Below are 25,828 nucleotides of genomic sequence, written 5' to 3' on the forward strand. Positions count from 1 at the left end.
CGCCGAAGCCCACGCCCTGACCACGGCCCTGCCGCTGACATTCTCCGCGCTGCAGGCAGGGACGATTTCGTGGCAGCACGCCCGGATCATGGTCGACGAAACCGTGAACCTGGACCCTGCCGGCGCCCAAGCCCTCGAAGCGCATTTCCTGGACCCAGACGCACCGAACCCGGCGAGGAGTGGCCCGGCCGGTGAGCTCATCCCCGGGCGGTTTCGGCACCAGGCCCGGACCTGGCGGGAACGCCAGCACCCGGTCAGCATCGAAAAACGCCACGCACGCAGCACCGCCGATCGGCGCCTGGAATATGCCCCGGACCGCGACGGCATGGCCTGGCTCTCCGCCTACCTCCCCGCCGATCAGGCTGCCGGAATCTGGAACCGCACCACCACCGCAGCCCGCGCCCTCCAAGGACCTCATGAGTGCCGGACCCTCACGCAGCTCCGCGCTGACAGCGTCGCCGCCTGGCTCCTCGGTGCCACAGATAATGCGGCCGGGGATGCAAATGGGAATGACCGTGTTCCGTCACCGCGGGCACAGGTCCTCGTTACCGTCCCGGTGTTCTCGCTCCTAGGCCTCACGGATGAACCGGCCATGCTCGACGGGTACGGGCCTATTCCGCCGTCCGTGGCCCGCCAGCTGGTCGCCGACGGCGCCGAATCCTTCCACCGCGTCCTCATCGACCCCCGCGACGGAGCACCCCTGGAGATCGGCAGAACCAGCTACCGCGTGACCAAAGCCCAGCGCCAATGGCTGCGGTTGCGCGACGGAAAGTGCCCGTTCCCCGGCTGCAGCAACCACTCCCTCGAGAACGAAGCAGACCACCTCCTCGCCTGGGCCCGGGGAGGATCCACCGGGATCAACAATCTCGGCCAACCGTGCCACAAACACCACAGACTCCGCCACACCACAGCTTGGAAACCCACCACCGCCACCAAGAACGAACCACCCGGCTGGATATCACCCACCGGACGCCACTACAAAAGCGAACACCCAGACTGGGAACCACCGGAGTGGCCAAAACATCTACCCGGCAATGAACTGCCCGACTGTGGGCTGCCATCGGACGACATCGTCCCAGACGACGCGCTGCCGGACGGGCCCGTGCCCGAAGACCCCTACCCGAGCTGGGACTTCACTGCTCACAGCACTGTCTGGCCGCCAGCGCCAAGCGACGCCAGCGCCAAGTGACGGCAGGGCCAACGTGGGCAGGGTTAGGGCACTGGCAGGGCCAAGACGGGCAGAACTGGGCTTCTCTCCCATCGGGCTCTCCTCTCATCAACGGCGCGAACGGACAGTTAGGGCCCGGATTTCAAGGGCCGCAAGTGTTCGTTCGCGCCGGGTGGGTGTCGCGGAGAGCCCTCACGGACTAGATTCATGAGCAAGATGACCAAGTCACGCAGAGAAGCGCAGGCGACCGCATACTGGACCACGGGCCCGGAACACGGCGAGCTCCGCAGCGAGGCCCTGCCCGCTCCCGGGCCCGGCGAAGTTTTGGTCCGCACGCTGTACTCAGGCATCAGCAAAGGCACGGAAATTGTGGTGCACAAAGGCTCCGTCCCGCCCCGCGTGGCTGCGGAAATGCGCGCCCCGCACCAGGAGGGTACCTTCCCGTCGCCCGTGAAGTTCGGATATCTCTCAGTGGGCGTTGTGGAGGAGGGGCCCGAAGGTTGGGCGGGCCAGAAGGTCTTCTGCCTCAATCCCCATCAGGACCGCTATGTCATTTCCGCCGACGCCCTCACCAGGATTCCCGACGGCGTCCCCGCCCGCCGCGCCGTCCTGACCGGCACCGTTGAAACGGCCATTAACGCCCTCTGGGAAGCCGGACCGAGGCTGGGGGACCGGGTCGCCGTCGTCGGCGCGGGTCTGGTGGGAGGCATGGTGGCGACACTGCTGCGGACTTTCCCGCTGGCCCGCCTCCAGCTCGTGGACCTGGACCCGGAACGTAAGCACTTGGCGGACAGGCTCGGCGTGGAATTCGCCCGCCCGGATGATGCCAAACCCGACTGCGACATCGTGTTCCACTGCTCCGCTTCCCCGGAAGGCCTCGAACGCAGCCTGCAGCTGGCCGGCGATGAGGGGGAGATCATCGAGATGTCCTGGTACGCCAACCGCAAGGTCACGCTGCCGCTGGGTGAAGACTTTCACGCACGCAGGCTCTCCATCCGGGCCAGCCAGGTGGGCGTGGTTGCCCGGGCACGGCGACACCGCCGGACCACGGCCGAGCGCCTGGAATTGGCTGTTGGGCTCCTCACGGACCCCGTCTTCGATGCCTTCCTGACCGGCGCCTCTCCGTTCACGGACCTGCCGGCCGTAGTGCAGAACCTCGCGGACGGCACGCTCGAAGCCCTGTGCCACGTGATCGAATACCCCAACGCAGACAGTCCCGCGGAAGCCAACCCCAAAGACAGGAAGTAGCCCGTGTTCAGCCTGACCGTCCGACGTCATTTCATGATCGCCCACAGCCTCCCGCGGGACGTATTTGGCCCGGCCCAGGCCCTCCACGGGGCGACGTTCGTGGCGGAGGTGACGTTCCGCCGTCGTGCGCTGAACCAGGACGCGATCGTCCTGGACATCGGGGCCGCCGGCGGCATCATCGAGGACGTGCTGTCCGGCCTCAACTACAAAAACCTGGACGAACACCCGGACTTCGAAGGGAAGCTCAGCACCACCGAGGCGCTCGCGGAATACATCGCCCACGCCGTCGCAGCCAAGCTCACGGATGACGACGACGGCCGCGAGCTCGCCGGGATCGACGTCACCCTGCGCGAAAATCCGGACGCCTGGGCCACCTACACCCACTACCTGTCCGCCTGATCCCATGCTGATCAGGTTCCTGGTCCCCGCCAACATCCGCCACAACTCCGGCGGCAACGTCTACAACGCGCGGCTCACCCAAGGCCTGAGATCCTTGGGGGTTGCCGTGGAGATACTGGCGGTGGAAGGTTCGTGGCCTGACGCCAGCGCTGGACAACGACGGCGGCTGGGCGGCCTGCTGGGCGCCTGGGACCCAAGGGTGGACTCACCGCAGGCGAACATCACCCCAGAAACGGTCACCTTCGTGGACGGGCTGATTGCGTGCGGTGCGCCTAGCGAACTGGAGTACGCCGCGGCCGCCGGACAACACGCGTGGGTCCTGCAGCACATGCCGTCGCCCAGCCACCCCGACGGCGAAGGGCGGGCACTGCGGGCGGCCGCCGGAGTGATCTGCACCAGTTCGTCCGCAGCGGCCTCGGCGGCAGAAAAGCACGGGCTTCCCGCCAGCCCGGTTGCCTTGCCCGGGACGGATCCTGCACCGGTGGCGCCTGGTTCGGCCCCGCCCCACATCATCGCGGTGGCAGCGCTGCTGCCCAACAAGGACCAGCTGCTGACCGTGGCCGCGCTGGCCAGGCTCCAGGACCTCGCTTGGACAGCGTCCCTCGTGGGAACGGACGACGCCGATCCCGCCTACGCGGCGCAGGTCCGGGCAGCCATTGCCTCCTCTGGAATGGAGGACAGGGTGCGCATGACCCGCCAGCTCGCCGGTACCGCCCTGGCGGACGAGTGGAGCCGGACGGACCTGAGCCTTCTTGTGTCCCGGGCCGAAGCCTTTGGGCTTGTGGTGACGGAATCGCTGGCCCACGGGATTCCCGTCATCGTGCGGGAGGGAACCGGCGCCGTGGACGCGTTGGGACTCGCCCGAAGACTCGCCGGCAGGCTCGCGGGAAGACCGGACGGCGAGCGTGGTGGTGAACGTGATGCCGGGACATATGCGGTGCCAGGTGCCGCCGTCGGACTCGCCGGACCCGAAGGCGACGCACCTCGTGGCAACGGACCTGAAGACCACCACGCGGACGTGCTCGCTGCCGTGATCCGGCAGTGGCTGGTGGACGGATCCCTCCGAGCCGGCTGGCGTGCCGCTGCCCTGGCGGCACGGGAACAGCTGCCCGGCTGGGACTCCACTGCCCGGAACGTCCTGGAAATCCTCGGCGTGCCTGCTAAAAAGCCTGCTGCCAAAACGCCTGCTGAAGAAACCCCAGCCGAGGGGATGCCTACCGCTGCGCGTACGGCCGGTGGACAATAAGCCATGACCACGCTCCCGACCTCCGCCGCCGTATTGACCCCACAAGCCGTGATCCCACAAGCCGTGATCCCACAAGCCGGGACCCCACAAGCCCTGAGCCAAGATGCCCCGGATCCGCAGGTGCTCACTCCGGAGCTCCTCAGGGCATGGGCCTGGCATAAGCAGGGCCTCGACGGCTCCCTGCAGGGCGCGGATGCCGCCGACGTGTTTAGCAGAGCGGGCTGGGCCCGTTCCGTCGGCGGCGCCAACCCGTACCTCACTCTCTTTGCCCGCGCCGGCACTAGCCGCGCGCAGGCGGATGCCGACGTCCTGTCGCTGAACATCCATGAGTTGCCCACCGCCCGCGGCTGCACCTATGTGCTGGGACAGGGTGACTTTGCGTGGGGCCTCCAGATCGGCCGGGACGCCGCCGTGGCGCCGTTCCGTGTGCTGGCAAGAATGAGCGTCGAGCGCGGCGAGATCACGCTGCTGGAGGAGGAGATCCTCCACGCCCTCGCCGAGGCCGGCAACCCGCTGGACCCCAAACAGCTCAAGGATCTCCTGGGCGATTCGGTCCGGAACCTCGGTGAGGAGGGCAAAAAGAAGGGCGCCGCCACCACGTTGCCCACGGCCTTGGGCCTCCTCCAGGCGGACGGCCGGATACGGCGCGTGCCCGCCAACGGCCGGCTGGATCAGCAGCGCTACGCCTACACACTGTGGGGTTTGCCGCCCACCGCCATGGACGACGACGCCGCCCGCAGCCTCCTGCTGCAGCGCTATCTCGGCTGGACTGGCGGTGCCACGGTCAAGCAGTCGCAATGGTTCACCGGGTTCACCCTGGCCCACACGAAGGCAGCGTTGGCCGCCACTGGGGCAGTGGAGGTTCCCACCGCCAACGGTGAGGTGCTGTGGATGATGCCCGACGACGTCGGGCGGCTTGCGTCGTTCGAGGCGCCGGCGGAGGAACAGATTCAGCTGCTGGCCGGCACGGATTCGTTGGTCCTGCTCCGCAGGAACTCGGGGGAGCTGTTTGCCGAGGAGGACAAGGGAAAGCAGGTCCTGGGGTCCACGTTGGCGTTGCAGGCTGACCTGCCGGACCATCCCATCTTCGACCGCGGCCGGATCATCGGGCTGTGGCAATACGATCCCAGGAAATCACGGATTGTCTATTGGCTCTTTGACGGGGCCACACCCGCAGTATCCCGGCGCATCGCCGAGGTAGAGGCCTGGATCCGGGACGAACTGGGGGACTTCCGCTCGTTCAGCCTGGACTCGCCGGCCTCGCGCCAGGACAGGATCGACGCCCTGGATGCCGCAGGCTGAGAGTCGTGCAGGCAGGTGAGAGCGCTACAGCAGGCCCGAGACAAATTGCAGCCCCCTACGACCCGTTACAGCCGGCTGCGGTGCGCTGCGAAGAAGTCCCTGAGAACCGCACCGCACTCCTCTTCCCTGACCCCGCCGTACACCTCAACCCAGTGGTTGAGCCGGCGGTCGCGGAGGATATCGAATACCGAGCCCGCCGCTCCGGCTTTCTCATCCCAGGCACCGAAGACCACTCGGGGAATCCTGGCCAGGACCACCGCGCCGGCGCACATGGCGCACGGCTCCAGAGTGACCACCAGCGTGCAGTCCGCCAGCCGCCAGCCGTCCCCGGCGCCGCCGTCGAGCTTGGACAAGGCACGCAACCTGTCCGCCGCCTGGCGGATGGCCATCACCTCGGCGTGGGCGGTGGGGTCTCCCAGGTCTTCCCGCTGGTTTCGTCCAGACCCCAGGACGGCGCCGTCGGGCCCTATCACGACGGCGCCGATGGGCACATCCTCGGTGTCCAGCGCGCGCTGGGCTTCGTTCAGGGCAAGACCCATCCATTCGAGGTGGATCTTTTCTGCGGCGACCATGGCTCAATGATAGTTTCGAAGGATATCCAGCCTGCAAAGCATGGACGCCGGGAGGCATAGTGGACACATTCAGGGACCGTCTGGGCCAATGGTTCAAACCATATGCCGCGCTGTGGCTCACCATGATGGTGGGCGGCGCCTTGGTGGTCACCATGGCGCTCCTGGGTGCCGAGGTCTACAGCAACGTGGTGGATGAAGAGGGACTGGCCGCCCTGGACCTGCCCGCGCTGGAGCTGTCCCAGGGCCTTCGGAACCCCGCACTGGATGCCGGGGTGACGGCTTTCACCAACATCGGCGGGGGCATCGGCATGCCCATCCTGGCCAGCATCCTGACAGCCTGGCTCACGTTCCTAAGCCGGACCTGGCGGCCCATCGTCCTGGTGGGCGGCGCCGCGGCCGTCTCCACGCTGGCCACCACGGTGGGCAAGCGGCTGGTGGGCCGCACCCGCCCGGACCACGCCGAAGCTGTCCCTCCGTACGAGACTTCGCCGTCCTTCCCGAGCGGCCACACCCTGAATACGACGGTGGTGATCGGTGTCCTGGTGTACGTCATGTGCCTCCAGTTCGAAATGCTGTGGGCGCGCATCACAGCCATCACCGCCGGGGTGATCTTCATCATCGCGATGGGCCTGAGCCGGGTGTTCCTGGGCCACCACTGGCTGACCGATGTGATGGCCGGCTGGTTCCTGGGCCTTGCCTGGGTGGGCATCGTGATCCTGGCGCACCGGCTGTTCCATGTGCTGCGGAAACGCGAGCACGCGGGCCCGGCACCCACGTTCGAACACCCCGCCCTGCGGGAGGATCCGTCGAGCTGATTCCCGGCCGGAGGCCCTCCGCGCGGGTGATAGTTTTGACGCATGCGCACTCTCGTTGTGGACCACCCGCTGGTCGCCCATAAGCTCACCGTCCTGCGGGACAAGAACACTCCGTCACCGGTCTTCCGGCAGTTGACGGAAGAGCTGGTGACCCTCCTGGCCTACGAAGCCACCCGTGAGGTCCGCACCCAGCCGGTCACCATCGAGACGCCGGTCAGCACCACTGTGGGCACCGCTTTCACCAAGCCCACGCCTCTGGTGGTCCCCATCCTGCGCGCCGGGCTCGGCATGCTTGAGGGCATGACCAAGCTGGTCCCCACTGCTGAAGTGGGTTTCCTGGGCATGGCCCGCGACGAAGAAACCCTGGACATCATCACCTACGCGGAGCGGCTCCCGGAAGACCTGACGGACCGGCAGATCTTTGTGCTGGATCCGATGCTTGCCACAGGCGGAACCCTGCGCGAAGCCATCAAGTTCCTGTTCAAGCGCGGCGCCTCCGACGTCACGTGCATTTGCCTCCTGGCCGCGCCGGAAGGCCTGGCCAAGCTCGAAGAGGAACTTGCCGAGGCCAACGTGACCATCGTGCTGGCCTCCATTGACGAACGGCTCGACGAGAAGTCCTACATCGTTCCCGGGCTCGGCGACGCCGGCGACCGCCTGTACGGCATCGCCGGCTAATTCGGGGCTGCTTCGGATTTCAGGTCTTCCGCTTTTCTGCCGCCGCCGTTAGCCTGTGGCGCATGGACTGGAAGCTTGAACTCGTTTTTGTGCCCGTATCCGACGTGGACCGCGCCAAGGATTTCTACGTCAGCAAAGTTGGATTCAACCCGGATTTCGACGAGTGACCCATGGATGGCATCCGCTTCGTCCAGCTGACCCCGCCGGGATCCGCCTGCTCCATTTGTATTGGCGAGGGCCTCAATGTCGCCCCTCCGGGTACGGCCCCAAGCCTGCAGATGGTGGTCAGCGACATCCAGGCTGCCCACGACCACCTCAAGGGCAACGGTGTGGAGGTCAGCGACATAGACATCCAGGGCTGGGGGCACTTCGTCTACTTCGCGGATCCCGACGGAAACAAGTGGGCGGTGCAGTACATCCCGGGCCGTGACGCCTAAGCCGGTGACGCCTGGGGCAAAATAGGCAGCATGAACATCCCCACACCTGCCGCCACACGAACACTGACCTGCCGGGCCGTCCTTTTCGATATGGACGGCACGCTGGTGGACTCCACGGCAGTAGTGGAGGAGGTCTGGGGAGAATTCGCGGCCCGGTACGGCCTGGACGTCGCCGAAATCCTGCGCACTTCGCACGGCGTCCAGGCTGCCGATACCGTACGCCGGTTCGCGCCGGGGGGAGCGGACGTCGCGGCCCTCACCGAGGAACTGGGTGCGATGGAACGGGTGCGGACGGCCGGTATCGTCGCGTTGCCGGGGGCTGCCGACCTGCTTCGCAGCCTCCCGGCTCAGGCAGTGGCGCTGGTGACTTCAGCGGACAGGACCCTGGCGGACATCCGCATGGACGCTGCCGGGCTGGACATGCCGGCCACGGCCGTGACGGCGGACCTGGTCACACGGGGCAAGCCGCACCCGGAGGGCTATCTGATGGCCGCCGGGCTGCTGGGCGTGGAACCGGAGGACGCCGTGGTGTTCGAGGATGCGCCCGCCGGAATCGCGGCAGGCGTTGCTGCGGGTATCCGGACGGTGGCCGTGGGTCCGAATGCGGGCGAATTGCCGGCAGGCGTGCTGAATATCGCGGATTACCGCGCCGTAACCGCCTCCGTGGAAACGGACGCCGCGGGACGGCAACTCATTTCTTTCCGGCTTTGACGCCGGCGGATCACCTTCGTAATCCGCCGGCGCAGCTCAGCGCCGCGGCTGCCGGCGAGGCTCAGTCGGCCTAGTACCAGTTGTGCGACAGGTGGAAGTTCAGCGCGCCGCACGGTGACTGGTAGCGCTCCTGGATGTAGTTCAGGCCCCAGTTGATCTGCGTGCGGTAGTTGGTGACGTAGTCCGCGCCGGCGCTCGCCATCTTCTCAGCCGGCAATGACTGGACGATGCCGTACGCGCCGCTGCTGGCGTTGGTGGCCGTGGTGGTCCATTCGGATTCCTTGGTCCACAGCGTCTGCAGGCACTGCATCTGGTCAGCGGACCAGCCGTACGTCGCCAGCTGGCCAGCAGCGTAGGCCTGCGCTCCTGCGGGGTCGTTGACGGCCACAACGGGCGTGGGTGCAGGTTCCGGAGCCGGGGCCGGAGCGGGCTCCGGGGCCGGGGCAGGTGCCGGTTCGGCGGCCTGGGGCGCGACGTTGATCTCGGCCGGCGCAGCTTCCGGGGAGGCCGGGGGCTGGATCTCGGCTGCCTCGAAGCTCAGCTTCGACTGGGCGCTGGCTTCTTCGGCGGCCTGGTCCGCGCTGGCCGCAAGCGACGCAGACTCGGAAGCGTGTGCTGCGGCGCTGACGCCGACCAGCAGGGCGCATGCCGTCGCGAACACCGCGACGCGCTGGCCCACGGAGGGAATCCGGGCCGCCTTGGACAGTGGGGACATAGCTGCACCGAAGCGGGACTGCTTGCGGTGGCTGTCGGACTTTGTGTCGCCCTGCGGGCGCGTTTGTACCTTGAATTCAGACATGATGGATCGCCTCTCACACCTGCGGAGTTAGCTGTCGGGTTCGGATGAGGGCATCCGGCCACACGGCACAATCACGTGTTGGCTTAACCCCAAAGGGCACTTGGTGCCCGGGACGGTGGGTCCCCCGCCTCTGCCTCTGAAAACGGAATCCGGGAAGCGGCAGAGCTTGGCGTCATCCGGATATGCGGCCCAACGGGAACCACACGTCATCGACGCTACAGGAGCTGGACGCTTAAGTCACATTTTGGTAACAGGAATCACGACGACGGTGTGTCGCCTTGCTGGGCCCGGGCGTCAGTGGGTCGCGCGAGCGCGCCGGTAGGGAAGAGTAACGCGAACTCGGTCCGTCCGGCCCGCGATGTCACCTCCACGCTACCGCCGTGGGCCTCCATGATCGACTGGACAATGGACAGGCCCAAGCCACTAGTGCCTTCGGAGGCCCCGGCGCCCGAGGCCGGCGCTGTACCCTTGCGCGCCGCGTCTGCGCGGGCAAACCGGGAGAAAACGTGGTCAACGAGTTCCGCAGGGATGCCCCCGCCGTCGTCCGTTACCGTCACCGCTGCGTCGCCATTGGCAGACTTCGTGACAGCGGTGACCACGGTGGTCCCCGGCGGCGTGTGCTTGCGCGCATTGGATAGCAGGTTGACAAGCACCTGACGCAGTTGGGACGCATCACCCGTGACGGCGAGCGGCTGGTCAGGCAGTTCAAGGCGCCAGTGGTGGTCCGGGGCGATGACCTTCTCGTCACTGACGGTTTCGATCACGAGTTGTGTGAGGTCAACTTCGCTGAGCTTCAGGGGCTGGCCCTCATCGAGCCGGGCGAGCAGGAGCAGATCCTCCACCAGGGTGGTCATGCGTTCGGACTGGCTTTGGACCCGGGCCAGGGATTTCCGGCCGTCCGGCGTGAAGCTCTCGGTCATCCGCATCAGCTCCGTGTACCCGCGGATGGCAGTCAGCGGCGTGCGCAGCTCATGGGAAGCATCGGCTACGAACTGCCGCACCTTGGTCTCGCTCCGCTGCCGCGCCTCGAGTGCGCTGGCGACGTTGTCCAGCATGAGATTGAGGGCGTGCCCTACGCTGCCCACTTCGGTTCCGGGATTGGAGTTCGACGGCGGGACGCGCACCGCGAGTGCCACCTCGCCCGCGTCCAGCGGCAGCCTGGCCACACGGGTTGCAACCTCGGAAAGCTGCTCCAGCGGCTTCATGGTGCGCCGGATCAGCACAGTTCCTGCCAGTCCGATCAGCGCCAGGCCGCCCAGGGAAACGAACACAAAAGTCCAGACCAGCGATGCCAAAGTACTCTCCTTGGCAGCGAGCGGAAGGCCCGTGACAAGGACATCGCCGTAGCCGGTTTCCACGGCCACAATCCGGTAATCCCCGTTGGACAGCGAGCGGTTCACGGGAAGGCCGTTCCGCGTCAGCGCCAGCAGGGTCTGCTTGTCTTCGGCGTCGAGGGCCAGACGCGTGGTGTCCGAGTCCAGGAAACCGCCACTGGGGATCTGGCCGTCCAGGATCCGCGCATTCAGCGTTCCGACACTCTGCCCGCGGGAGTCAAGCGGGTCCGGCCTGCCGTTGAATCCGCCCAGGGGCGGGCGGCCCGGATCGTTCGACCGTTTGGCGGCCTGGCTCAGCTGTTCATCCAGCTGCCCGGTGAGAAAGGAATCCATGGAGGCGTAACTGAACAGCCCCACGGCGCCGCAGATGGCCACCAGCAGGGCCATGGCCAACAGGATCAGGCGCGTGCGCAGATGCCAGGTGTCCGGTTTCAGCCAGCTCCGGGCTGGCGCTGGGGTTGCTCGCGGCGAGGACATCGAGCTGCTACTCAGCCGGCTTGATGACGTAGCCGGCGCCCCGCACGGTATGGATCATGGGCGGGTGCACTGCATCCACTTTCTTGCGCAGGTAGGAGATGTAGAGCTCCACAATGTTGGCCTGGCCGCCGAAGTCGTAGTTCCAGACGCGGTCCAGGATCTGGGCTTTGCTGATGACGCGTTTGGGGTTCTCCATGAGGTACCGGAGCAGCTCGAACTGGGTGGCGGTGAGCTGGAGGGCGTCGCCCGCACGGGTCACTTCGCGGGTGTCGATGTTGAGGACAAGATCGCCCACCACAAGTTCGGCAGTGTCCATCGCGGCAACGCCGGAGCGCTGGACAAGGCGGTGCAGCCGCAGCAGGACCTCTTCCATGCTGAACGGCTTGGTCACGTAGTCGTCCCCGCCGGCCGCCAGGCCCACGATCCTGTCCTGGACAGCGTCCTTGGCAGTCAGGAAAAGCGCAGGTACCTCGGGCGCGAAGGCACGGATCCTGCCCAGCAACTCAACGCCGTCGAACCCTGGCAGCATCACGTCCAGCACCAGGACGTCCGGGCGGAACTCCTTGGCAAGCTTGACGGCCTCCGGGCCATCCGAAGCCACGGCAACATGCCAGCCGACCATGCGCAGCCCCATGCTCATGAGCTCGGAAAGGCTGGGCTCGTCGTCAACCACCAAGGCTCGGATGGGGGAGCCGTCCGGGTGGGTCAGTTGCGGAAGGTTGTTGGTCATGGAGTGCGAAGTGGCCATGGGACAACTCTCCGATCAATCGGTTAGCCCGCGCTATGGGGTTCCTGTGCGCACGCTGTGAATCCCAGCCTAGCGAGCTGGATGGGCGATCTGGGTGGCCGGGCGGGACGCCGACCATCCGCAGGCGGCCGCCTTCTCCGCTGGACAGGCGGCAAAACCCAGCAGGGAATCTCGGCAAGTCATTGGCCGGTGAATTTCAAGGTCTTGGTATGGCGAAAGGGCGAACATTGTTCGCCGGAGAGGGCCATTTGCGCACCCTTGGCGGACAACAACTCCTATTTTGCCGCCAAATCAGAATGGTGATCTGTAACACAAATCTGCATTTTGTCTCAGTATGCGGAACGTTGCACCCATTGTTACTTGCAAGTTCTCATTGTTACGTTGCACACTTTCAATTGTGAACAAGAACTCAACAGCACCTGCAGCCGCAGAATATTGGCCCAGCACATCCGCTGCTGCCGACATGCGCTGTTGTCGAATGCACGCCTGATCTTCAGACCCCGCGAAGTTCTTAGGCATTCGCCCCCAGCCCAGCGTAGGGCGCCATCCCCAGATTTCATTGCGGGGACAACCAGCATTCGAGCCGCGATGACGGCCATTCACATTGAGGTAAGCATTCATGTCAGTTGCATCTGGATACGTCCACATCTCCGTCCGTAACGCAGGCAAGGCCGGCCAGGCTTCCGGCCTCCGCCAGGGGTTCGGTGCCCGACCGGCATTCGCCCCGGCTGCCCCCGGAGCCAGCTTTCCTGCTCCCGGCTACGCACCCCAGGGCTACAACCCCAGTTCCTACGGACAGCTCCGCGCGGTCCAGCCTGCCGAAGCCGCGCCGCTGACCGCGCCCACTCCGGTTATCGCGGGACCCAACGCTGTCCGCCCGGTCGCCAATGACACCGTGGCCCGCGGATTTGTCCTCTACATGGGCATCAACGAGGAGACCGCAGCGGCTGCCGGAACCTCCATTGCCAAGCTTGCCCAGGAAATCCGCGCTTACGCACAGTCACTCGTGACTGGTGCTGAAAGCTACGCGGCCGTGGCCGTGGCCCCGGCCGGCACCCCCGGTTCCGCGCTCGACGTCGTCCGTTCCACCTTTGGTGACCCCACCGTGAACGCGCAGAAGCGCACCGAGACTGCCCGGCTGCAGCAGCCTCAGGACCCGCGCCCGTCCGGCGTCCTGATCGACCTCGCCCGCCGCGAAGTCCACCTTGACGGCGAATCCCTGAACCTGACCTTCAAGGAATTCGAACTCCTGAACTACCTGGTGGAAAACGGCACCCGCACGGTTGGCCGCGATGAACTGCTTGAGGGCCTGTGGCGCAACGCCGAGGAAGTCCCCAACGAACGCACCATCGACGTCCACATCCGCCGTCTCCGCTCCAAGCTGGGCCGCCTCGCCAACACCGTCCGTACCGTCCGCGGCCAGGGCTACCGCTTCTACGAGCACCCCGAAGTTATTGTCTGGGCCGCTCCGGAATACTCGATCTAGGCCTTCAGCGACGCACCAAAGCGGCATTTCGCCGTGCCTTAGACACCTCCTTCGTTCCTCCCCACCGCCTCCCTCGCCTCGCAAGCTCGGCCAGGGAACCCTGGCGGCGTGGGCCCCGGCGATGCGGCACTACGCGAAATGCCGCTTTCGTGCGTCCGTGCTCGCGAGTGTTGGCCTCCGCGGCTATGGTTCGACGGCGGTGCGGCCCAGCCGGGGTGTCACGGGGAGCATGCTTTTGGCGTCCTGACCGCGGCTCTGGCCCGTCATTCCGCGGGCCGGGACTGTTGGTGCGGCCAACAGCGTGCTGGGCGTGACGGGCGGCGCCGTGGGTCTTGCGGGTCTAGGCTTGGGGGATGAGCGACCACCACATCAAACGCCTGGTGATCATGCGGCACGCCAAGTCCGACTGGCCCGGCGGTGTGGCGGATCATGAGCGCCCGCTTGAGGAACGGGGGCACCGCGAGGCGCCTCTTGCCGGCAAGTGGCTGGTCAAACACGGCATCCTCCCGGACTTCATCCTGTGTTCCAGTGCGCTCCGCACCCGCCAGACCTGCACCTGGGTGTGCTCAGAACTGGGGGACAAGGCCCCGACGCCGAAACTTGAGGACGGCCTCTACGCCGCCTCTGCGCTGCGGATGCTCGCCGTGGTCAACCACGTGCCTGACACCGTCACCACGCTGATGCTCATCTCGCATATGCCTGGCGTCCAGGACCTCGCCATGCACCTGGCCTCACGGGACTCAAACCACGACGCCTACATGGACGCCGCCACACGTTACCCCACCAGCGCCCTCACGGTGCTGGAAACGGAAAAATCCTGGGCCGAGCTGGACGGGCAGGACGCCCGGCTGACCAAGTTCAAGGTCCCGCGAGCCCACTAACGCCACGGGATCCAGTGACCCCATGGGACCTACCGACCTCATGGGACTCGCTGACCCCAAGGGAACCGGCGACCTCCCGCAGCAGTCCGGCGACGTGCTGGATGCCCGGGCTGGCCGCCATGGTGCGGCGGTACACGATGCCCACCTGCCTGACCTGCGTGGGGTTGACCAGGGGCAGGGCGACGACGTCCGCAGGCAGTGCGGGCCGGCCGAGGCGGGGGACCAGCGCCACCACGGCTCCCTGCTCCACCAGTGCGAGGTGGGTTGCGAAGTCTGGATCGTAGACCCTGATGTCCGGCACCCGGCCAAGGTCGGCGAAGATCCTCAGCAGCGCCTCGTTGCAGATGGCTCCGTGCGGCGTGCTGATCCAGCATTCGTCCACCAGGTCCGCCGGTTCCACCTGGCCGCATACTGCCAGGGGATGGTCGCGGTGCACCAGGACGTCCGCAACGTCCTCGCACAGCCATTCGAGGGTCATGTGCTCCGGTATGACCAGCGGGACGGAGTTCCAGTTGTGGACCACACCCAGGTCCGCCTCCCCGTTGGCCACCCGCGCCACGGCTTCCCGCGGGTCCTCGGCCAGCACGCTGAGGTCCAGGTCCGCTCCGGACGAAGCCAACCGTCCCAGCAGTGGCCCCACGAGGCCCCGGCAGGCAGTGGAAAAGGAAACAACCCTGAGGTGCCCGGTGGGCTTGGCCGGATCCGCCAACAGGGTGGATTCCAGTTCCTCGAGCTCCGATAGGATGCGCCGGCCGTACGCTGCCAGGGTGAGCCCCCGCTCGGTCAGCAGCACCCCGCGGCCGCGGCGTTCCAGGACGGGGAACCCGGTCTGCTTCTCCAGCTTCTTGATCTGCTGGGAGACGGCCGACGGGCTGAAGCCCATCACCTCCGACGCCGCTATGACCGAACCGTGCTGTTCAATCGCCGCCAGTGCCCGCAGCGAACCAATCTCAATCATGAAGCAAACGTACATGATTCGACGCGGAATTCAACGCTGGTGCTTCATCTGCCGTTCTGCAAGAGTGGGACCGTGAATCTCCGACACTCCGTCCTCGCTGCCTTGGTCGCCGTTCTCTGGGGCCTGAACTTCGTGGCCATCGACTTCGGCCTGCATGCGAACGGCCGTGAGGTTCCCCCGCTGCTGTTTGTGGCCATGCGGTTCCTCTTGGTGGTCTTCCCCTGGATCTTCTTCATCAGGAAGCCTGACGTCAGCTGGAAGGCGATTATCGGCGTCGGCGTCTTTATGAGCGCGGGCCAGTTCGGCCTCCTCTACCTCGCCATGGCGCTGGGCATGCCGGCAGGCCTCGCCTCCCTGGTCCTCCAGGCCCAGGTGCTCCTCACCATCCTCCTGGCCGCCGGGTTCCTGCGCGAGCGCCCCAGCCGGAGCCAACTGGCCGGCGTCGTTCTTGGCGTTGCGGGGCTGGCCGTAGTGGCCGTCGGCCGCAGTGCCGTGGCACCGGTGCTCCCGCTCATCATCGTCCTGGGAGCCGCGCTGTCCTGGGCGGCCGGTAACGTCGTTGCGCGGAAGGCCAAGGCCGCCTCCGGGCTGGGGCTGGTGGTCTGGTCCGGCGCAGTGGTTCCGCTGCCACTAGCCGGGCTGTCGCTGCTGGTGGACGGGCCGGACGCGGTGTTCGGCACCCTGGCAGACCTCCAGCCGGCCACGATCCTGAGTGCGCTATACACAGCCATTTTCGCGTCTCTGGTGGGGTATGGGATCTGGAACCGGCTCCTGGCCAGCTATCCGTCGTCGGCCGTGGTGCCCTTTACCCTGCTGGTGCCCGTGGTGGGCATGAGCGCGGCCTGGCTGGCGTTGGGGGAGGTGCCCACGCCGGCGGAACTGGCTGGCGGATTGCTCCTCCTGGGCGGGGTGGCGACTGCCGTGCTCGCCGGCCGAGGCCGGCAGGTTCTGCGGCGCGGTCAGCGGCGGGGCGCCGGTTTGGCGCCCGTCTTGGTGCCCGGTTTGGGTGCCGGCTTGCGGACCGGGGAGGCGGACGACGACGGCCGCTTGGCTGCTGAGGCTGGCATCCGGGCTGGCGCGCGGGAGCCTGACGCGCGCTGACCGGTGGCGGCACCCCGGGGTGCCGCGCCCCGGGCCGCGGTGGCTCCGGTTGCCGGGCGCCGCGCAGCAGGGCGGCCAGTGCCGGAAGCGGGCCGCCGCTTGGCTGGCGAGGGCCTCCGTTTGGCAGTCCCCAGCCGCCTGCCCGCCGGCCAGACTGCGCCAAGGAACAGGACCGCTAGCGTGGCCACCGCTGAGGCCCCACCCCAGTAGAAGTAGTTGTCCGGATCCCCGGTGGGGAGCGGTGTGCCGAAGATCGACGACTGCTCGGCGAAGGCCAGCTCCCAGGTGCTGACGAAGGCCAGTGAGAAGGCAATGGTGAGGCTGGATCCCACAGCCGTGGCAACCAATACAAAGTGGCGCCCGCGGGCCAGGACCTCCGCCACGGCCGCAACATAGGCCAGCGCCACCAGGCCCAGGAACGTGACCATCACGGCCTCTTCCAAGGTGATGGCGGTGAGCACCAGCATGCCCAAGGCGGCGACGGCCGCGATCACGGCGAACTTCCCGCTGTTACCCATGTGGCGCATGTGTCCAATCATCCCTGCTACTTCACGACATAGCCGCGCATGATGGCCATGATTGCTGCAACGCTTTGGTCACGGGTGCGTTCCGGGTTGTAGGTCTGCCGGTCAAGCCCCACCACAAAGCAGGCGCCAAAGATCGCCGTTTCGAGGCTGCCCCGCGAGATCGATTCGTCCACCGGATAGACGGCAGCCACGTTCTCTATGGCAGCGCCGATGACCGCCAGGAGTTCAGACCGGAGCACCGCGAACGTGTCCCGCCATTCGCTGGGAGTCCGCCAGTTTTCGCTCACCCACAAACGGGCGAAGGACGGGTAATCGTCCATAAAATCCATGGCCTGGCCGATCATTGCCTCCATGGCCACCAGTGGATCGGCCCCGGGCTGCCCGGCCTCGCTAAGCAGGCGTGCCTTCAGGATTTCCACGCCGTGCCGCAGCAGCTGCGCGATCAGGTCCGACTTGCTGCCGAAGTTGTAGTAGACAGTGCCCTTGGAGACGCCCGCCGCCGCGGCGATCTCGTCCACAGTGACACCCGCTGCGCCACGCTGGCCGATCAGCTCCATGGACGCGTCGAAGAGCTTCTGCCGGGTGGCATTGGTCCGGGCCGGGCGGAGTTTCTTCTCGGCGGGACCGTGCATGGCGGGATCGTGCCCCACGGGATCATGCACGCCAGGATCATGCACGCCAGGCTCGTGCACCCCAGGCTCAGGCACGCCAGGATCGTGCACCCCAGATCCCGGCGCGGGCGGGCTCATACCGCGATCTCCGGTTTGAGCGTTTTGAGTGTCCAATACTTATGCTTCCGGACAGCAAACGTGGACATCGCCGCGCCCAGCAACGTGTAGCCGAGCAGCCCCAGGACAGTGGGCACGATCCCGGACAGGTCCGCGCCGTAGATGAGGTGCCGCATGCCCGTGACCACGTAGCCCATGGGCAGGATTTCGTGGACAACATGGAGAGGCTGCGGGGTGGTCTGCCAGGGGAACGTGCCGCCCGAGGACACCAGCTGTAGCACCAGCAGGATCAGCACCACCAGCTTGCCGGGTGACCCCAGCAGCGCCACGATGCCTTGGATGATGGCGCTGAAGGCCATGGCCGCGGCCAGCATAAACAGCCACATCAGCACCGGATGCGCGGGGTTGAGGCCCAACGCCAGGTTCACCACGAGGGTCAGCAGGCTAGCCTGCACCACCGAAACGGCAAGGAACGGAAGCCAGCCGCCGACGGCGATTTTCCAGGCCGGGGCGTTCGACGCCAGGGCCCGCTGGGTGATGGGCCGCATCGCCTGGACCAGCATGAAGATGCCGATCCACAAGGCGAGCGTCAGGAAGAACGGTGCCAGCCCCGCGCCGTAGGAGTCCGCCTTTGCCTGGGAGACATTGCTGACCGCAACGGGATCGGCAATCACCTCTGAGAGGCTACTCTTCTGCGAATCGTCCGGGTTGGGCACCTGCCCGGCTCCCTTGGAAATTTCGTCGGTCAGCGTCCGTGAGCCGTCAGCGGCAGTGCCGGCCCCGGCTTCCAGCTGCCCCGCACCGGCGTCGAGCGTTTGCGCCCCTTCCGCGAGGCGTCCGGCGCCGTCGAGCGCAGTCTGCTCGCCGGTGGCCAGCGTGGCCGCCCCGGTGTGGAGCTGGTCAGCGCCACCGGAAGCCTGAATAATGGCGTCCTTCAGCGCAGGGGTGGCCGTGGCCAGCTGGGCTGCGCCGACGCTCACGGCTTCGGAGCCGTCCGCGAGCTGCTGGATCTGGGTGGCGTCGGCCTGGATCCGGGTTTTCGCCGCGGCTACGGGGCTGGAGGCTGCCACCGTATCGAAGTCGGCCAGGATTTTGTCTGCCTGCACCTGGGTGATCACTTCGGAGGCGACCAGGCGGGCATTCGATTCGATCACGCGCGTCCGGAGTCCTTGGTCCGCGGCATCAAGCTGCGTGACGACGTCCTGGACCTTGGTATTGAGCTGGGCGTTCCCCGCGGCAACCTGGGCCGCGCCGTTGGCCAGCGTCCGGGTGTCGGTGGGCAGCGTGGCGGTGCTGTCCTTCAGGACGGAGAGCCCGCTGCTGAGCTGCCCGGCGCCGTCGGTCAGCTGATTGGCCCCGTCCCGCAATTTCAGCTGCCCGTTGTACAGCTCACCGGCTCCTGCGCTGAGCTCGCTGGTGCCCGTATGCAGGGTGACCGTCCCGTCGCGGAGGTTGGCCATGCCGTCCGTCAGCTGCCCGGCGCCGTCTGCGGCCTTGAGCATCTGGGCGTGGATGGTGCCGAACCCGGTGAGCAGCTGGTTCGCCGTCTCTTCACCCACTTCCTTGGCCACCGTTGTGTGCACCGCGGTGGTCAGCTTGTCCACGATGGTGCTCAGCAGGTAGTTGTTGGCATCGTTGGTGGTGACGTTCAGCATCGCCTGGCTGGCCGAATCGAAGCTGCCGGGCGAGACCAGGTTTGTGGAGAATTCTGCCGGGATTTTCAGTGCAAACGCGTACTTGCCGCTGCTGACCCCTGCGTCGGCCTCGGCCGCCGAGGGGACCGCCTGCCAGTTGAAGACGTTCCCCTCCACCAGGCCGTCCGCCACCTTCTTGCCCGCCTGGAGCTCGGTGCCGTCGCTGGACGTGGCGCCGGTGTCTTCCACCACCAGGGCGGCCTCGATCTGGTTCAGGTTCCCGTAGGGATTCCAGTTGGCGTACAGGTACACGGCCCCGTACAGGAGCGGCACCATGATCAGGGCCAGGATGGTCAGCTTCGGCAGCAACCCGCCGGTCATCCGCTTGAGTTCGGAACGGGCCAGCCGCAGCACGGTCACTTGGCATCCTCGGTTTCGAGTAAGAGGGATTCGGTTTCTTCGTCTGTGAGAGTCGGCGCATCGGGGGCTTCGTCCACGTCCGGGACGGCGTTACCGATCACCGTGGCCGGTCCCGTCCACCCTGCCGGGAGGGCAGTAACGGTGACGACGACGGCGAGCGGCCGGCCGGCGTCGTACGCCAGCTCCTCAAGCCGCGGGAGCCAGTCCGCAGCGTGGGCACCGTGCCTGTCGGGGGAGTCCACCACCAGGAGGTCCGTGTGCGGGTTGGCGAGGGCCAGGGCCGTCAGCAGTTCAATGCGCCGGTCCGGCGCCAGCTGCTCCGTCCACAGGTCCGCGATGTCCTCGAAACTGTTGACTTTGAGCCAGGGCTTGCTCAGCAGCGCGCCGCGGTAGCGGCGGGGAATCAGGGCGAGGTCCTCGGTGACAAGGTCCCGGACACTGAGGTGCTGCTCGGGCTCATTCACGTTGGGGGAATCCACCAGGGCGCTCGCGAGGCGGAGGGATTTGGTGCGTTCGTTGGCGTCCCAGGACATCCGGCCGCCAGTGGGTTTCATGCGCCCGCTGATGGTCAGGGCAAGGGCTGTCCGCTGGTCCTGGCGTTCGGCGGTGACGAGGAGGAGCTCACCCCGGCCGACCCGCAGAGAGGTGGGCGGAAGCAAATCGTCGCGCCGGCCCTTCACAAGGAGCTGCTGTACGGAGAGCAAAAATGGCCTTTCGACGGTGTATGTCCACCTTCAGCCTAACTGAACTGACTGGTCAGTTCAAATAGTGAGTGTGGAGGAGGCGCGGGTGAAGTAGGCCAGCGCGAGCGGACACTTGCGGCCTCTCCTACAAGCCGTACTTCTCCAGGAGCCGCAGCCACACCTCGCTGACCGTGGGAAACGATGGCACCGCATGCCACAGCCGCTCCAGCGGGACCTCGCCCACCACTGCGATGGTGGCCGCGTGCAGCAGTTCGCCCACGTCCGGGCCCGCGAAGGTGGCGCCGAGCAGGACCCGCCGGTCCTCGTCCACCACCAGTTGCGCCCAGCCTTCGTAGTGTTCCGAATGCAGGGACGAACCCGACACTTGGATTGGCAGCTCCACGGACGACACGTTGTAACCGTCCTGCTTTGCCTGCTCCACTGTGCGCCCGACGGCCGCCAGTTCGGGATCGGTGAACACCACGTTCGGGACGGCATGCTGGTTGGCGGTCTGGGCGTACCGGCTCCAGGCCGCGGGGACGCCGCTGAGCTCGCCCTTGGCTCGGGCCGCGATGGCGTCGCCGGTAGCCCGGGCCTCGTACTTGCCCTGGTGCGTGAAGAAATTTCTGCCGGCGACGTCGCCAACAGCGTAAAGCCAGGGGTTCTCGCCTTCCACGCCGTTCTCGCCCGGGGTACCCGGGACGTCCGGGACGCCCTGGACTAGTCCAGTGGAGTCGGTGGTGAGTTTCAGTGGCTGCACGTCCTGCGCCTCGAAGCCCAGGCTTTCCAGGCCGAGGCCTTCGAGGGCGGGATGCCGGCCTGTTGAAACGAGGACTTTGTCCGCAATGACGGTGGTGCGGCCGTCCGGCGTCTGGTCCTGAAGTGTCAGGGTGAACGTGCCGTCGTCGTTTTCCCGGACACTTTCGGTGGACGTGTTGAGGCGGACCGCCACGCCGTCCGCGCGCAGCCCCGCGACCACAAGTTTGCTGGCCTCTGCGGGGAACGTGCCCAGCAGGCCGCTCCTGGCCACCAGCGTCACGTCCGAGCCCAGGCGTGCGAATGCCTGCGCCAGCTCGCTGCCCGCGACGCCCCCGCCGATTACAGCCAGGCGCTCCGGTACCTCCTTGGCCGAGGTGGCTTCGCGTGTGCCCCAGACCTGCAGGTCCGCCAGCCCGTCGATGGGAGGTGTGGTTGGCGTAGAGCCGGTGGCGAGTACGACGGCGTGACGCGCCTTGAGCTCGTAAGTGTTGCCGTCCAGCCCGGCTACTTCAACGGTGCGCGGCGCGGTGATCCAGCCGTGGCCACGGATCAGCTCAATCCCGGTATCTTCCAGCCACTTCACCTGGCTGTCGTCCTGCCAGTTTGCGGTGAAATAGTCCCGGCGCTTCAGGACTGCCGCTGCATCCAGTGTCAGGGTGACGGCTTCCGCCGCGCCGGGTACCGTCTGTGCGCCGTGCAGGGCGGTGCCGGGGCGGAGCAGGGCTTTGGACGGCATGCAGGCCCAATACGAGCATTCGCCGCCCACCAGTTCGGCTTCAACAAGGACAGCCGTCAGGCCGCCCTGGACCACCCGGTCGGCGACGTTTTCCCCCACGGCACCAGCACCGATCACAATGACATCGAATTCACGTTGCAGCGTTTCAGGCGTCATTCGTCCAGCCTACGCCCGCCTCGCGGGAGGCGGGGAGCGCCGTCGTCGTCATTCCGGTGACTGCAGAACTGCGTAACTTTTGACCGTGTTAGGGCGGGCTCGCCCGCGCGAATCCAGGGGCAGCGCGGGGGTTTGCTACCAAAAGTGACGCATTTCCGCTGGGAAGCTGGCAAGGCGCGGGTGGCCGGGCTGTTCCTGAAGCTGAGGCCGGTGGCAGGAAAGCGGCGCTGCGCTTAACGACAAAAGGCCTGTATCGGCGAACCGATACAGGCCTTTCTCTGTGCGCCCAGAGGGATTCGAACCCCCGGCCTTCTGTTCCGTAGACAGACGCTCTATCCAGCTGAGCTATGGGCGCATTTTGTGTTTCGCGGAGTTTCTTGCTCCCCGAACCTCGAATTACTTTACGCGAGGGTTGCCCGGAGTACCAAATCGAGAGGCATGTAATCTAGCTGACTAGACCGGTCTAGGAGACCTTCGTCACTTAAATACAGTCGTTTGGGCGTGGTTTTCCTTGAATTTGCGCGGTTTTCGGCTCCAACGATCACGAACGTGCACCGCTGACCTCCCATCGCGCCCTTGGGCGGCCAATAGCATTTAGTCCACACCGATGACCCCGAGGAAGGGAACCGCAATGGGCGATCTCGCACGACTGCCGCTGCTTGAGAAAGCACCCACCACGCATGCTGGCCTGCTGGCATGGGTCGAAGAGGTTGCTGGACTCACGCAGCCCGACCGGATCCACTGGGTTGACGGCTCCGAACAGGAAAACACGCGTCTTACCGATGAACTCGTCGCAGCAGGAACGCTGACGCGCCTGAACCAGGAGCTCTTCCCCAACTCTTTCGCTGCATTCTCTGATCCCGCGGACGTAGCCCGTGTGGAAGAACAGACCTTCATCTGCTCCGAGAAGAAGCACGACGCCGGCTTCACCAATAACTGGATGGCCCCGGCTGCGATGAAGGAAAAGCTGCGTGGGCTCTTTGCCGGCTCCATGCGCGGACGCACCATGTACGTCATCCCGTTCGTGATGGGACACCTCGACGCTGAGGATCCCAAGTTCGGCGTGGAGATCACCGACAGCGCCTACGTTGTTGCCTCGATGCGCATCATGGCCCGCATCGGCACCGACGTGCTGAACCGCATCACTGAGACCAACGCATTCTTCGTGCCGGCCCTGCACTCCCTGGGTGCGCCGCTCGAAGCAGGCCAGGCGGACGTGCCATGGCCGTGCAACACGGACAAGTGGATCGTTCACTTCCCGGAGGAGCGCTCCATCTGGTCCTTCGGCTCCGGCTATGGCGGAAACGCGCTGCTCGGCAAGAAATGCTACGCCCTCCGTATCGCCTCTGTGATGGCCCGCGACGAAGGCTGGCTGGCCGAGCACATGCTCATCCTGAAGCTGACCTCGCCCGAGCAGAAGACCTACTACGTCTCGGCTGCCTTCCCGTCCGCCTGCGGCAAGACCAACCTCGCGCTGCTCGATCCCACCATCGAAGGCTGGAAGGTGGAGACGCTCGGTGACGACATCACCTGGATGCGTTTCGGCAAGGAAGGCGAGCTCCGCGCCGTCAACCCCGAGGCAGGCCTCTTCGGCGTGGCTCCGGGCACCGGCTGGGGCACCAACCCCAACGCGATGCGCGCCATCGCCAAGGGCAACAGCATCTTCACCAACGTGGCACTGACCGACGACGGCGGCGTGTGGTGGGAGGGCATGACTGAGGAAGTGCCCGCTCACCTGACCGACTGGCAGGGCAACTCCTGGACCTCGGATTCGGACAAGCCCGCAGCCCACCCGAACTCGCGCTTCTGCACGCCGATCGACCAGATCGACATGCTGGCCGAGGAGTACAACAACCCCGACGGCGTGGAGCTTTCCGCGATCCTGTTCGGCGGCCGCCGCAAGACCACCATCCCCCTGGTGACCGAGGCGCGCAGCTGGTCAAACGGCATCTTCATGGGTTCCACGCTGTCCTCCGAGACCACTGCCGCGGCAGCCGGTGCGGTGGGCGTGGTCCGCCGCGACCCCATGGCCATGCTGCCGTTCATGGGCTACGACGCCGGCGACTACCTCAACCACTGGGTGAACCTGTCCGCCAAGGGCAACCCGGAGCGCCTGCCCAAGATCTTCCTGGTCAACTGGTTCCGCCGCACGGCCGAGGGTGGCTTCGCCTGGCCCGGCTTCGGCGACAACGCCCGCGTCCTCAAGTGGGCCATCGAACGCCTGGAAGGCAAGGCAGACGCCGTCGAGACGCCGATCGGCTTTGTTCCCACCGCCGAATCCATCGACCTCAAGGGCCTGGACATGACGCCGGCCCAGGTCGAGGAAGCTGTCCGCGTTGACCCGGCCGAGTGGGCCACCGAGCTCGCGTCCATCGAGGAATGGTACGCCAACTTCGGCGATTCCCTCCCCGAGGCGCTGCAGTCCGAGTTTGCCGGCCTGAAGGCCCGCCTGGGCTGATCCCCACTGCAAAGTACAACGGCGGCCCCGCACCTTTTGCAAGAAAGGTGCGGGGCCGCCGTCGTCCGTCTCCATGAGTTTTTGTCCAGATAATCCCGCCAAATGCCCCGCTTGGACGCGATATCTGGACAAAAACTCCTATGAGCGGGGTTAGGAAGCCAGCCAGATGTCCGGTCCGAAGACCTCGTAGTGGATCCTCGTGGCCGGGATGCCGGCGTTGATGGCCTCGTTGCGGATGTGCTTCATAAACGGCAGCGGTCCGCAGAGGTACAACGACGCGTTGGCCGGCAGGTCGACTTCACGCAGTGACATAAACCCCTCGTTGGCCCCGGGGCGTGGCTCTTCAAGCCACAGCTGGAGGTCGGCACCCGCTAGGCGTTCGACGTCGTCCGTCATCTGACCGCGCAGCGCCCAGCTGTCCAGTGTGCTTTCCGCATGCAGCACCAGCACCTGCCGGTCGGAGCCCGACTCGGCGAGTGACCGGAGGATCGACGCCGTCGGCGTGCAGCCGATGCCGGCCGATGCCAGGACCACCGGACCGTCGCCGTCCTTGAGGGTGATCTCGCCGTAGGGGTTGGAGAGTTCCAGGATGTCACCGACTCCGACGCCGCGGTGCAGCACCGGGGACACCTCGCCGTCGTCGTCCAGCTTGGTGGTGAAGGTGCGGCCGGTGCCGGCGTCATCGGAGAGTGAGTACTGCCGGACCTGGCGCAGCCCGTCCGGGAGTTGCACCTTGACGCTCACGTACTGGCCGGGCAGCGCGCGGGTGATGGGGGTGTCGTCCGCGGGTTCAAGGGTGAAGGTCATGGCGCCGGTGCCCGCAAAAGTCTTGGAGGCGACCCGCCACGGGGTCCACATTTTGTCGTTCGCCTGGATGGCGTAGAGGCCCTTTTCGATCTTGATCAGGGCATCGGCCATCAGCCAGTAGACCTCGGTCCAGGCCTCGGCGATTTCAGGCGTGATGACCTCGGCGAGGTCCTCGGCGATGGCGGCGAAGAGGTGCTCGTAGACCACCTGGTACTGGGGCTCAGTGATGCCGAGCGACGCGTGCCGGTGGGCGATGCGGGAAAGCACGGTTTCGGGGAGGGTGCCGGGGTTGTTGACCAGGTGCGTGGCGAAAGCGGCGATGCTTCCGGCCAGCGCCTGCTGTTGGTTGCCCGAGCGCTGGTTGGAGCGGCTGAACAGGCCATCCAACAGTTCCGGGTGGGCGGCGAACAGCCGTGCATAGAACTTGGGAGTGATGGCGCCGATCCGGGAACCGACGAGCGGCAGGGTGGCTTCAATGACGGGGCGGGATTTGTCCGAGAGCATGTGTACTCCTGCGATAGGGGACCGGGTTTTCGTCCGGTCAATATGAATACTTACAT

Annotated in this window: 22 protein-coding genes, 1 tRNA gene, 1 pseudogene and 1 riboswitch; of the genes and pseudogenes, 13 read left to right on the forward strand and 11 right to left on the reverse strand. The window is 66.3% G+C overall.

Annotation, left to right across the window (positions count from 1 at the left end; all coding sequences use genetic code 11):
* From ACX80M_RS16865 to ACX80M_RS16885, 5 genes are all read left to right on the forward strand, one after another.
* Positions 1 to 1,189 (forward strand): HNH endonuclease signature motif containing protein (locus ACX80M_RS16865; protein ID WP_459310017.1); only part of this gene is annotated, 1,189 nt, incomplete at its 5' end.
* Between the two features lie 195 nt (positions 1,190 to 1,384).
* Entirely contained in the window at positions 1,385 to 2,416 is a 1,032-nt protein-coding gene (locus tag ACX80M_RS16870) for a dehydrogenase (RefSeq protein ID WP_252599832.1), read from the forward strand.
* 3 nt (positions 2,417 to 2,419) lie between these two features.
* Positions 2,420 to 2,815 (forward strand): 6-pyruvoyl trahydropterin synthase family protein, encoded by a 396-nt coding sequence (locus tag ACX80M_RS16875; protein WP_252599768.1) that lies wholly within the window; start codon positions 2,420 to 2,422, stop codon positions 2,813 to 2,815.
* A gap of 4 nt (positions 2,816 to 2,819) precedes the next feature.
* A complete protein-coding gene (locus tag ACX80M_RS16880) occupies positions 2,820 to 4,061 on the forward strand; it encodes a glycosyltransferase (RefSeq protein ID WP_459310018.1) in 1,242 nt (413 codons plus the stop codon).
* Between the two features lie 3 nt (positions 4,062 to 4,064).
* Complete coding sequence (locus ACX80M_RS16885) at positions 4,065 to 5,363, forward strand: DNA glycosylase AlkZ-like family protein (protein ID WP_459310019.1); 1,299 nt, start codon at positions 4,065 to 4,067, stop codon at positions 5,361 to 5,363.
* Positions 5,364 to 5,428: 65 nt separating this feature from the next.
* Here the strand turns inward: ACX80M_RS16885 and tadA are convergent, their stop codons facing one another.
* Entirely contained in the window at positions 5,429 to 5,935 is a 507-nt protein-coding gene (gene tadA / locus ACX80M_RS16890) for a tRNA adenosine(34) deaminase TadA (protein WP_252599764.1), read from the reverse strand.
* Positions 5,936 to 6,057: 122 nt separating this feature from the next.
* On the opposite strand from tadA, the gene ACX80M_RS16895 reads away from it, so the two are divergent.
* The 4 genes and pseudogenes from ACX80M_RS16895 (at position 6,058) to ACX80M_RS16910 (ending at position 8,576) form a co-directional block, all read left to right on the forward strand.
* Positions 6,058 to 6,750 carry a phosphatase PAP2 family protein gene (locus ACX80M_RS16895; protein ID WP_459310029.1) on the forward strand — a complete coding sequence of 231 codons (693 nt, stop codon included), beginning with the start codon at positions 6,058 to 6,060 and terminating at the stop codon, positions 6,748 to 6,750.
* 42 nt (positions 6,751 to 6,792) lie between these two features.
* Positions 6,793 to 7,428: a uracil phosphoribosyltransferase gene (upp, locus tag ACX80M_RS16900; RefSeq protein WP_056342624.1), complete on the forward strand. Its 636-nt coding sequence runs from the start codon at positions 6,793 to 6,795 to the stop codon at positions 7,426 to 7,428.
* A 62-nt stretch (positions 7,429 to 7,490) separates the two neighbouring features.
* Positions 7,491 to 7,865: pseudogene (locus tag ACX80M_RS16905) on the forward strand (VOC family protein).
* A 30-nt stretch (positions 7,866 to 7,895) separates the two neighbouring features.
* Positions 7,896 to 8,576 (forward strand): HAD-IA family hydrolase, encoded by a 681-nt coding sequence (locus ACX80M_RS16910; RefSeq protein ID WP_459310020.1) that lies wholly within the window; start codon positions 7,896 to 7,898, stop codon positions 8,574 to 8,576.
* Between the two features lie 70 nt (positions 8,577 to 8,646).
* On the opposite strand, the gene ACX80M_RS16915 is transcribed toward ACX80M_RS16910, so the two are convergent.
* From ACX80M_RS16915 to ACX80M_RS16925, 3 genes are all read right to left on the reverse strand, one after another.
* Entirely contained in the window at positions 8,647 to 9,375 is a 729-nt protein-coding gene (locus tag ACX80M_RS16915; protein ID WP_252599761.1) for an aggregation-promoting factor C-terminal-like domain-containing protein, read from the reverse strand.
* A gap of 5 nt (positions 9,376 to 9,380) precedes the next feature.
* A riboswitch (cyclic di-AMP (ydaO/yuaA leader) is annotated at positions 9,381 to 9,533 on the reverse strand.
* Positions 9,534 to 9,632: 99 nt separating this feature from the next.
* The gene (locus ACX80M_RS16920) at positions 9,633 to 11,186 is read right to left on the reverse strand and encodes a sensor histidine kinase (RefSeq protein ID WP_459310021.1); all 1,554 of its coding nucleotides are present in this window, start codon (positions 11,184 to 11,186) and stop codon (positions 9,633 to 9,635) included.
* A 7-nt stretch (positions 11,187 to 11,193) separates the two neighbouring features.
* Positions 11,194 to 11,934 (reverse strand): response regulator transcription factor, encoded by a 741-nt coding sequence (locus ACX80M_RS16925; protein WP_459310022.1) that lies wholly within the window; start codon positions 11,932 to 11,934, stop codon positions 11,194 to 11,196.
* A gap of 619 nt (positions 11,935 to 12,553) precedes the next feature.
* On the opposite strand from ACX80M_RS16925, the gene ACX80M_RS16930 reads away from it, so the two are divergent.
* Positions 12,554 to 13,420: a winged helix-turn-helix domain-containing protein gene (locus ACX80M_RS16930; RefSeq protein ID WP_252599758.1), complete on the forward strand. Its 867-nt coding sequence runs from the start codon at positions 12,554 to 12,556 to the stop codon at positions 13,418 to 13,420.
* A gap of 353 nt (positions 13,421 to 13,773) precedes the next feature.
* Positions 13,774 to 14,301 carry a SixA phosphatase family protein gene (locus ACX80M_RS16935; RefSeq protein WP_056342603.1) on the forward strand — a complete coding sequence of 176 codons (528 nt, stop codon included), beginning with the start codon at positions 13,774 to 13,776 and terminating at the stop codon, positions 14,299 to 14,301.
* On the opposite strand, the gene ACX80M_RS16940 is transcribed toward ACX80M_RS16935, so the two are convergent.
* Positions 14,279 to 15,259: a LysR family transcriptional regulator gene (locus ACX80M_RS16940; protein WP_252599756.1), complete on the reverse strand. Its 981-nt coding sequence runs from the start codon at positions 15,257 to 15,259 to the stop codon at positions 14,279 to 14,281. The genes ACX80M_RS16935 and ACX80M_RS16940 overlap by 23 nt on opposite strands.
* Positions 15,260 to 15,331: 72 nt before the next feature.
* Between ACX80M_RS16940 and ACX80M_RS16945 the strand changes: the two genes are divergently transcribed.
* On the forward strand, positions 15,332 to 16,360 hold the full coding sequence (locus ACX80M_RS16945; RefSeq protein WP_252599754.1) for an EamA family transporter: 1,029 nt from the start codon (positions 15,332 to 15,334) through the stop codon (positions 16,358 to 16,360).
* Between the two features lie 544 nt (positions 16,361 to 16,904).
* Here ACX80M_RS16945 and ACX80M_RS16950 read toward each other — a convergent pair.
* The 5 genes from ACX80M_RS16950 to ACX80M_RS16970 form a co-directional block, all read right to left on the reverse strand.
* On the reverse strand, positions 16,905 to 17,519 hold the full coding sequence (locus ACX80M_RS16950) for a TetR/AcrR family transcriptional regulator (protein ID WP_252599830.1): 615 nt from the start codon (positions 17,517 to 17,519) through the stop codon (positions 16,905 to 16,907).
* A 113-nt stretch (positions 17,520 to 17,632) separates the two neighbouring features.
* Positions 17,633 to 19,669, reverse strand: a complete 2,037-nt coding sequence (locus ACX80M_RS16955; protein ID WP_252599753.1) for a YhgE/Pip family protein — start codon at positions 19,667 to 19,669, stop codon at positions 17,633 to 17,635.
* Entirely contained in the window at positions 19,666 to 20,373 is a 708-nt protein-coding gene (locus ACX80M_RS16960; protein ID WP_252599752.1) for a sugar ABC transporter ATP-binding protein, read from the reverse strand. The genes ACX80M_RS16955 and ACX80M_RS16960 overlap by 4 nt, the downstream gene beginning before the upstream one ends.
* A gap of 124 nt (positions 20,374 to 20,497) precedes the next feature.
* The gene (locus tag ACX80M_RS16965; protein ID WP_459310023.1) at positions 20,498 to 22,003 is read right to left on the reverse strand and encodes a dihydrolipoyl dehydrogenase family protein; all 1,506 of its coding nucleotides are present in this window, start codon (positions 22,001 to 22,003) and stop codon (positions 20,498 to 20,500) included.
* A gap of 281 nt (positions 22,004 to 22,284) precedes the next feature.
* A tRNA-Arg gene (locus ACX80M_RS16970) sits at positions 22,285 to 22,358 on the reverse strand.
* Between the two features lie 276 nt (positions 22,359 to 22,634).
* Here ACX80M_RS16970 and ACX80M_RS16975 point away from each other — a divergent pair.
* Positions 22,635 to 24,461 carry a phosphoenolpyruvate carboxykinase (GTP) gene (locus tag ACX80M_RS16975; protein WP_459310024.1) on the forward strand — a complete coding sequence of 609 codons (1,827 nt, stop codon included), beginning with the start codon at positions 22,635 to 22,637 and terminating at the stop codon, positions 24,459 to 24,461.
* 150 nt (positions 24,462 to 24,611) lie between these two features.
* On the opposite strand, the gene ACX80M_RS16980 is transcribed toward ACX80M_RS16975, so the two are convergent.
* Positions 24,612 to 25,772, reverse strand: coding sequence for a globin domain-containing protein (locus ACX80M_RS16980; protein WP_252599747.1), 1,161 nt, complete (start codon positions 25,770 to 25,772; stop codon positions 24,612 to 24,614).
* Between the last annotated feature and the right edge of the window lie 56 nt (positions 25,773 to 25,828).

The organism is Pseudarthrobacter sp. MDT1-22 (genome assembly GCF_054511035.1).

Bases quoted from the DNA above. Each gene is read 5' to 3' on its own strand.
- ACX80M_RS16870 (WP_252599832.1), top strand. From the start codon at position 1,385: ATGACCAAGTCACGCAGAGAAGCGCAGGCGACCGCATACTGGACCACG.
- ACX80M_RS16880 (WP_459310018.1), top strand. From the start codon at position 2,820: ATGCTGATCAGGTTCCTGGTCCCCGCCAACATCCGCCACAACTCCGGC.
- ACX80M_RS16885 (WP_459310019.1), top strand. From the start codon at position 4,065: ATGACCACGCTCCCGACCTCCGCCGCCGTATTGACCCCACAAGCCGTG.
- tadA (WP_252599764.1), bottom strand. From the start codon at position 5,935: ATGGTCGCCGCAGAAAAGATCCACCTCGAATGGATGGGTCTTGCCCTG.
- ACX80M_RS16895 (WP_459310029.1), top strand. From the start codon at position 6,058: ATGATGGTGGGCGGCGCCTTGGTGGTCACCATGGCGCTCCTGGGTGCC.
- upp (WP_056342624.1), top strand. From the start codon at position 6,793: ATGCGCACTCTCGTTGTGGACCACCCGCTGGTCGCCCATAAGCTCACC.
- ACX80M_RS16910 (WP_459310020.1), top strand. From the start codon at position 7,896: ATGAACATCCCCACACCTGCCGCCACACGAACACTGACCTGCCGGGCC.
- ACX80M_RS16915 (WP_252599761.1), bottom strand. From the start codon at position 9,375: ATGTCTGAATTCAAGGTACAAACGCGCCCGCAGGGCGACACAAAGTCC.
- ACX80M_RS16920 (WP_459310021.1), bottom strand. From the start codon at position 11,186: ATGTCCTCGCCGCGAGCAACCCCAGCGCCAGCCCGGAGCTGGCTGAAA.
- ACX80M_RS16925 (WP_459310022.1), bottom strand. From the start codon at position 11,934: ATGGCCACTTCGCACTCCATGACCAACAACCTTCCGCAACTGACCCAC.
- ACX80M_RS16930 (WP_252599758.1), top strand. From the start codon at position 12,554: ATGTCAGTTGCATCTGGATACGTCCACATCTCCGTCCGTAACGCAGGC.
- ACX80M_RS16935 (WP_056342603.1), top strand. From the start codon at position 13,774: ATGAGCGACCACCACATCAAACGCCTGGTGATCATGCGGCACGCCAAG.
- ACX80M_RS16940 (WP_252599756.1), bottom strand. From the start codon at position 15,259: ATGATTGAGATTGGTTCGCTGCGGGCACTGGCGGCGATTGAACAGCAC.
- ACX80M_RS16950 (WP_252599830.1), bottom strand. From the start codon at position 17,519: ATGCACGGTCCCGCCGAGAAGAAACTCCGCCCGGCCCGGACCAATGCC.
- ACX80M_RS16965 (WP_459310023.1), bottom strand. From the start codon at position 22,003: ATGACGCCTGAAACGCTGCAACGTGAATTCGATGTCATTGTGATCGGT.
- ACX80M_RS16975 (WP_459310024.1), top strand. From the start codon at position 22,635: ATGGGCGATCTCGCACGACTGCCGCTGCTTGAGAAAGCACCCACCACG.
- ACX80M_RS16980 (WP_252599747.1), bottom strand. From the start codon at position 25,772: ATGCTCTCGGACAAATCCCGCCCCGTCATTGAAGCCACCCTGCCGCTC.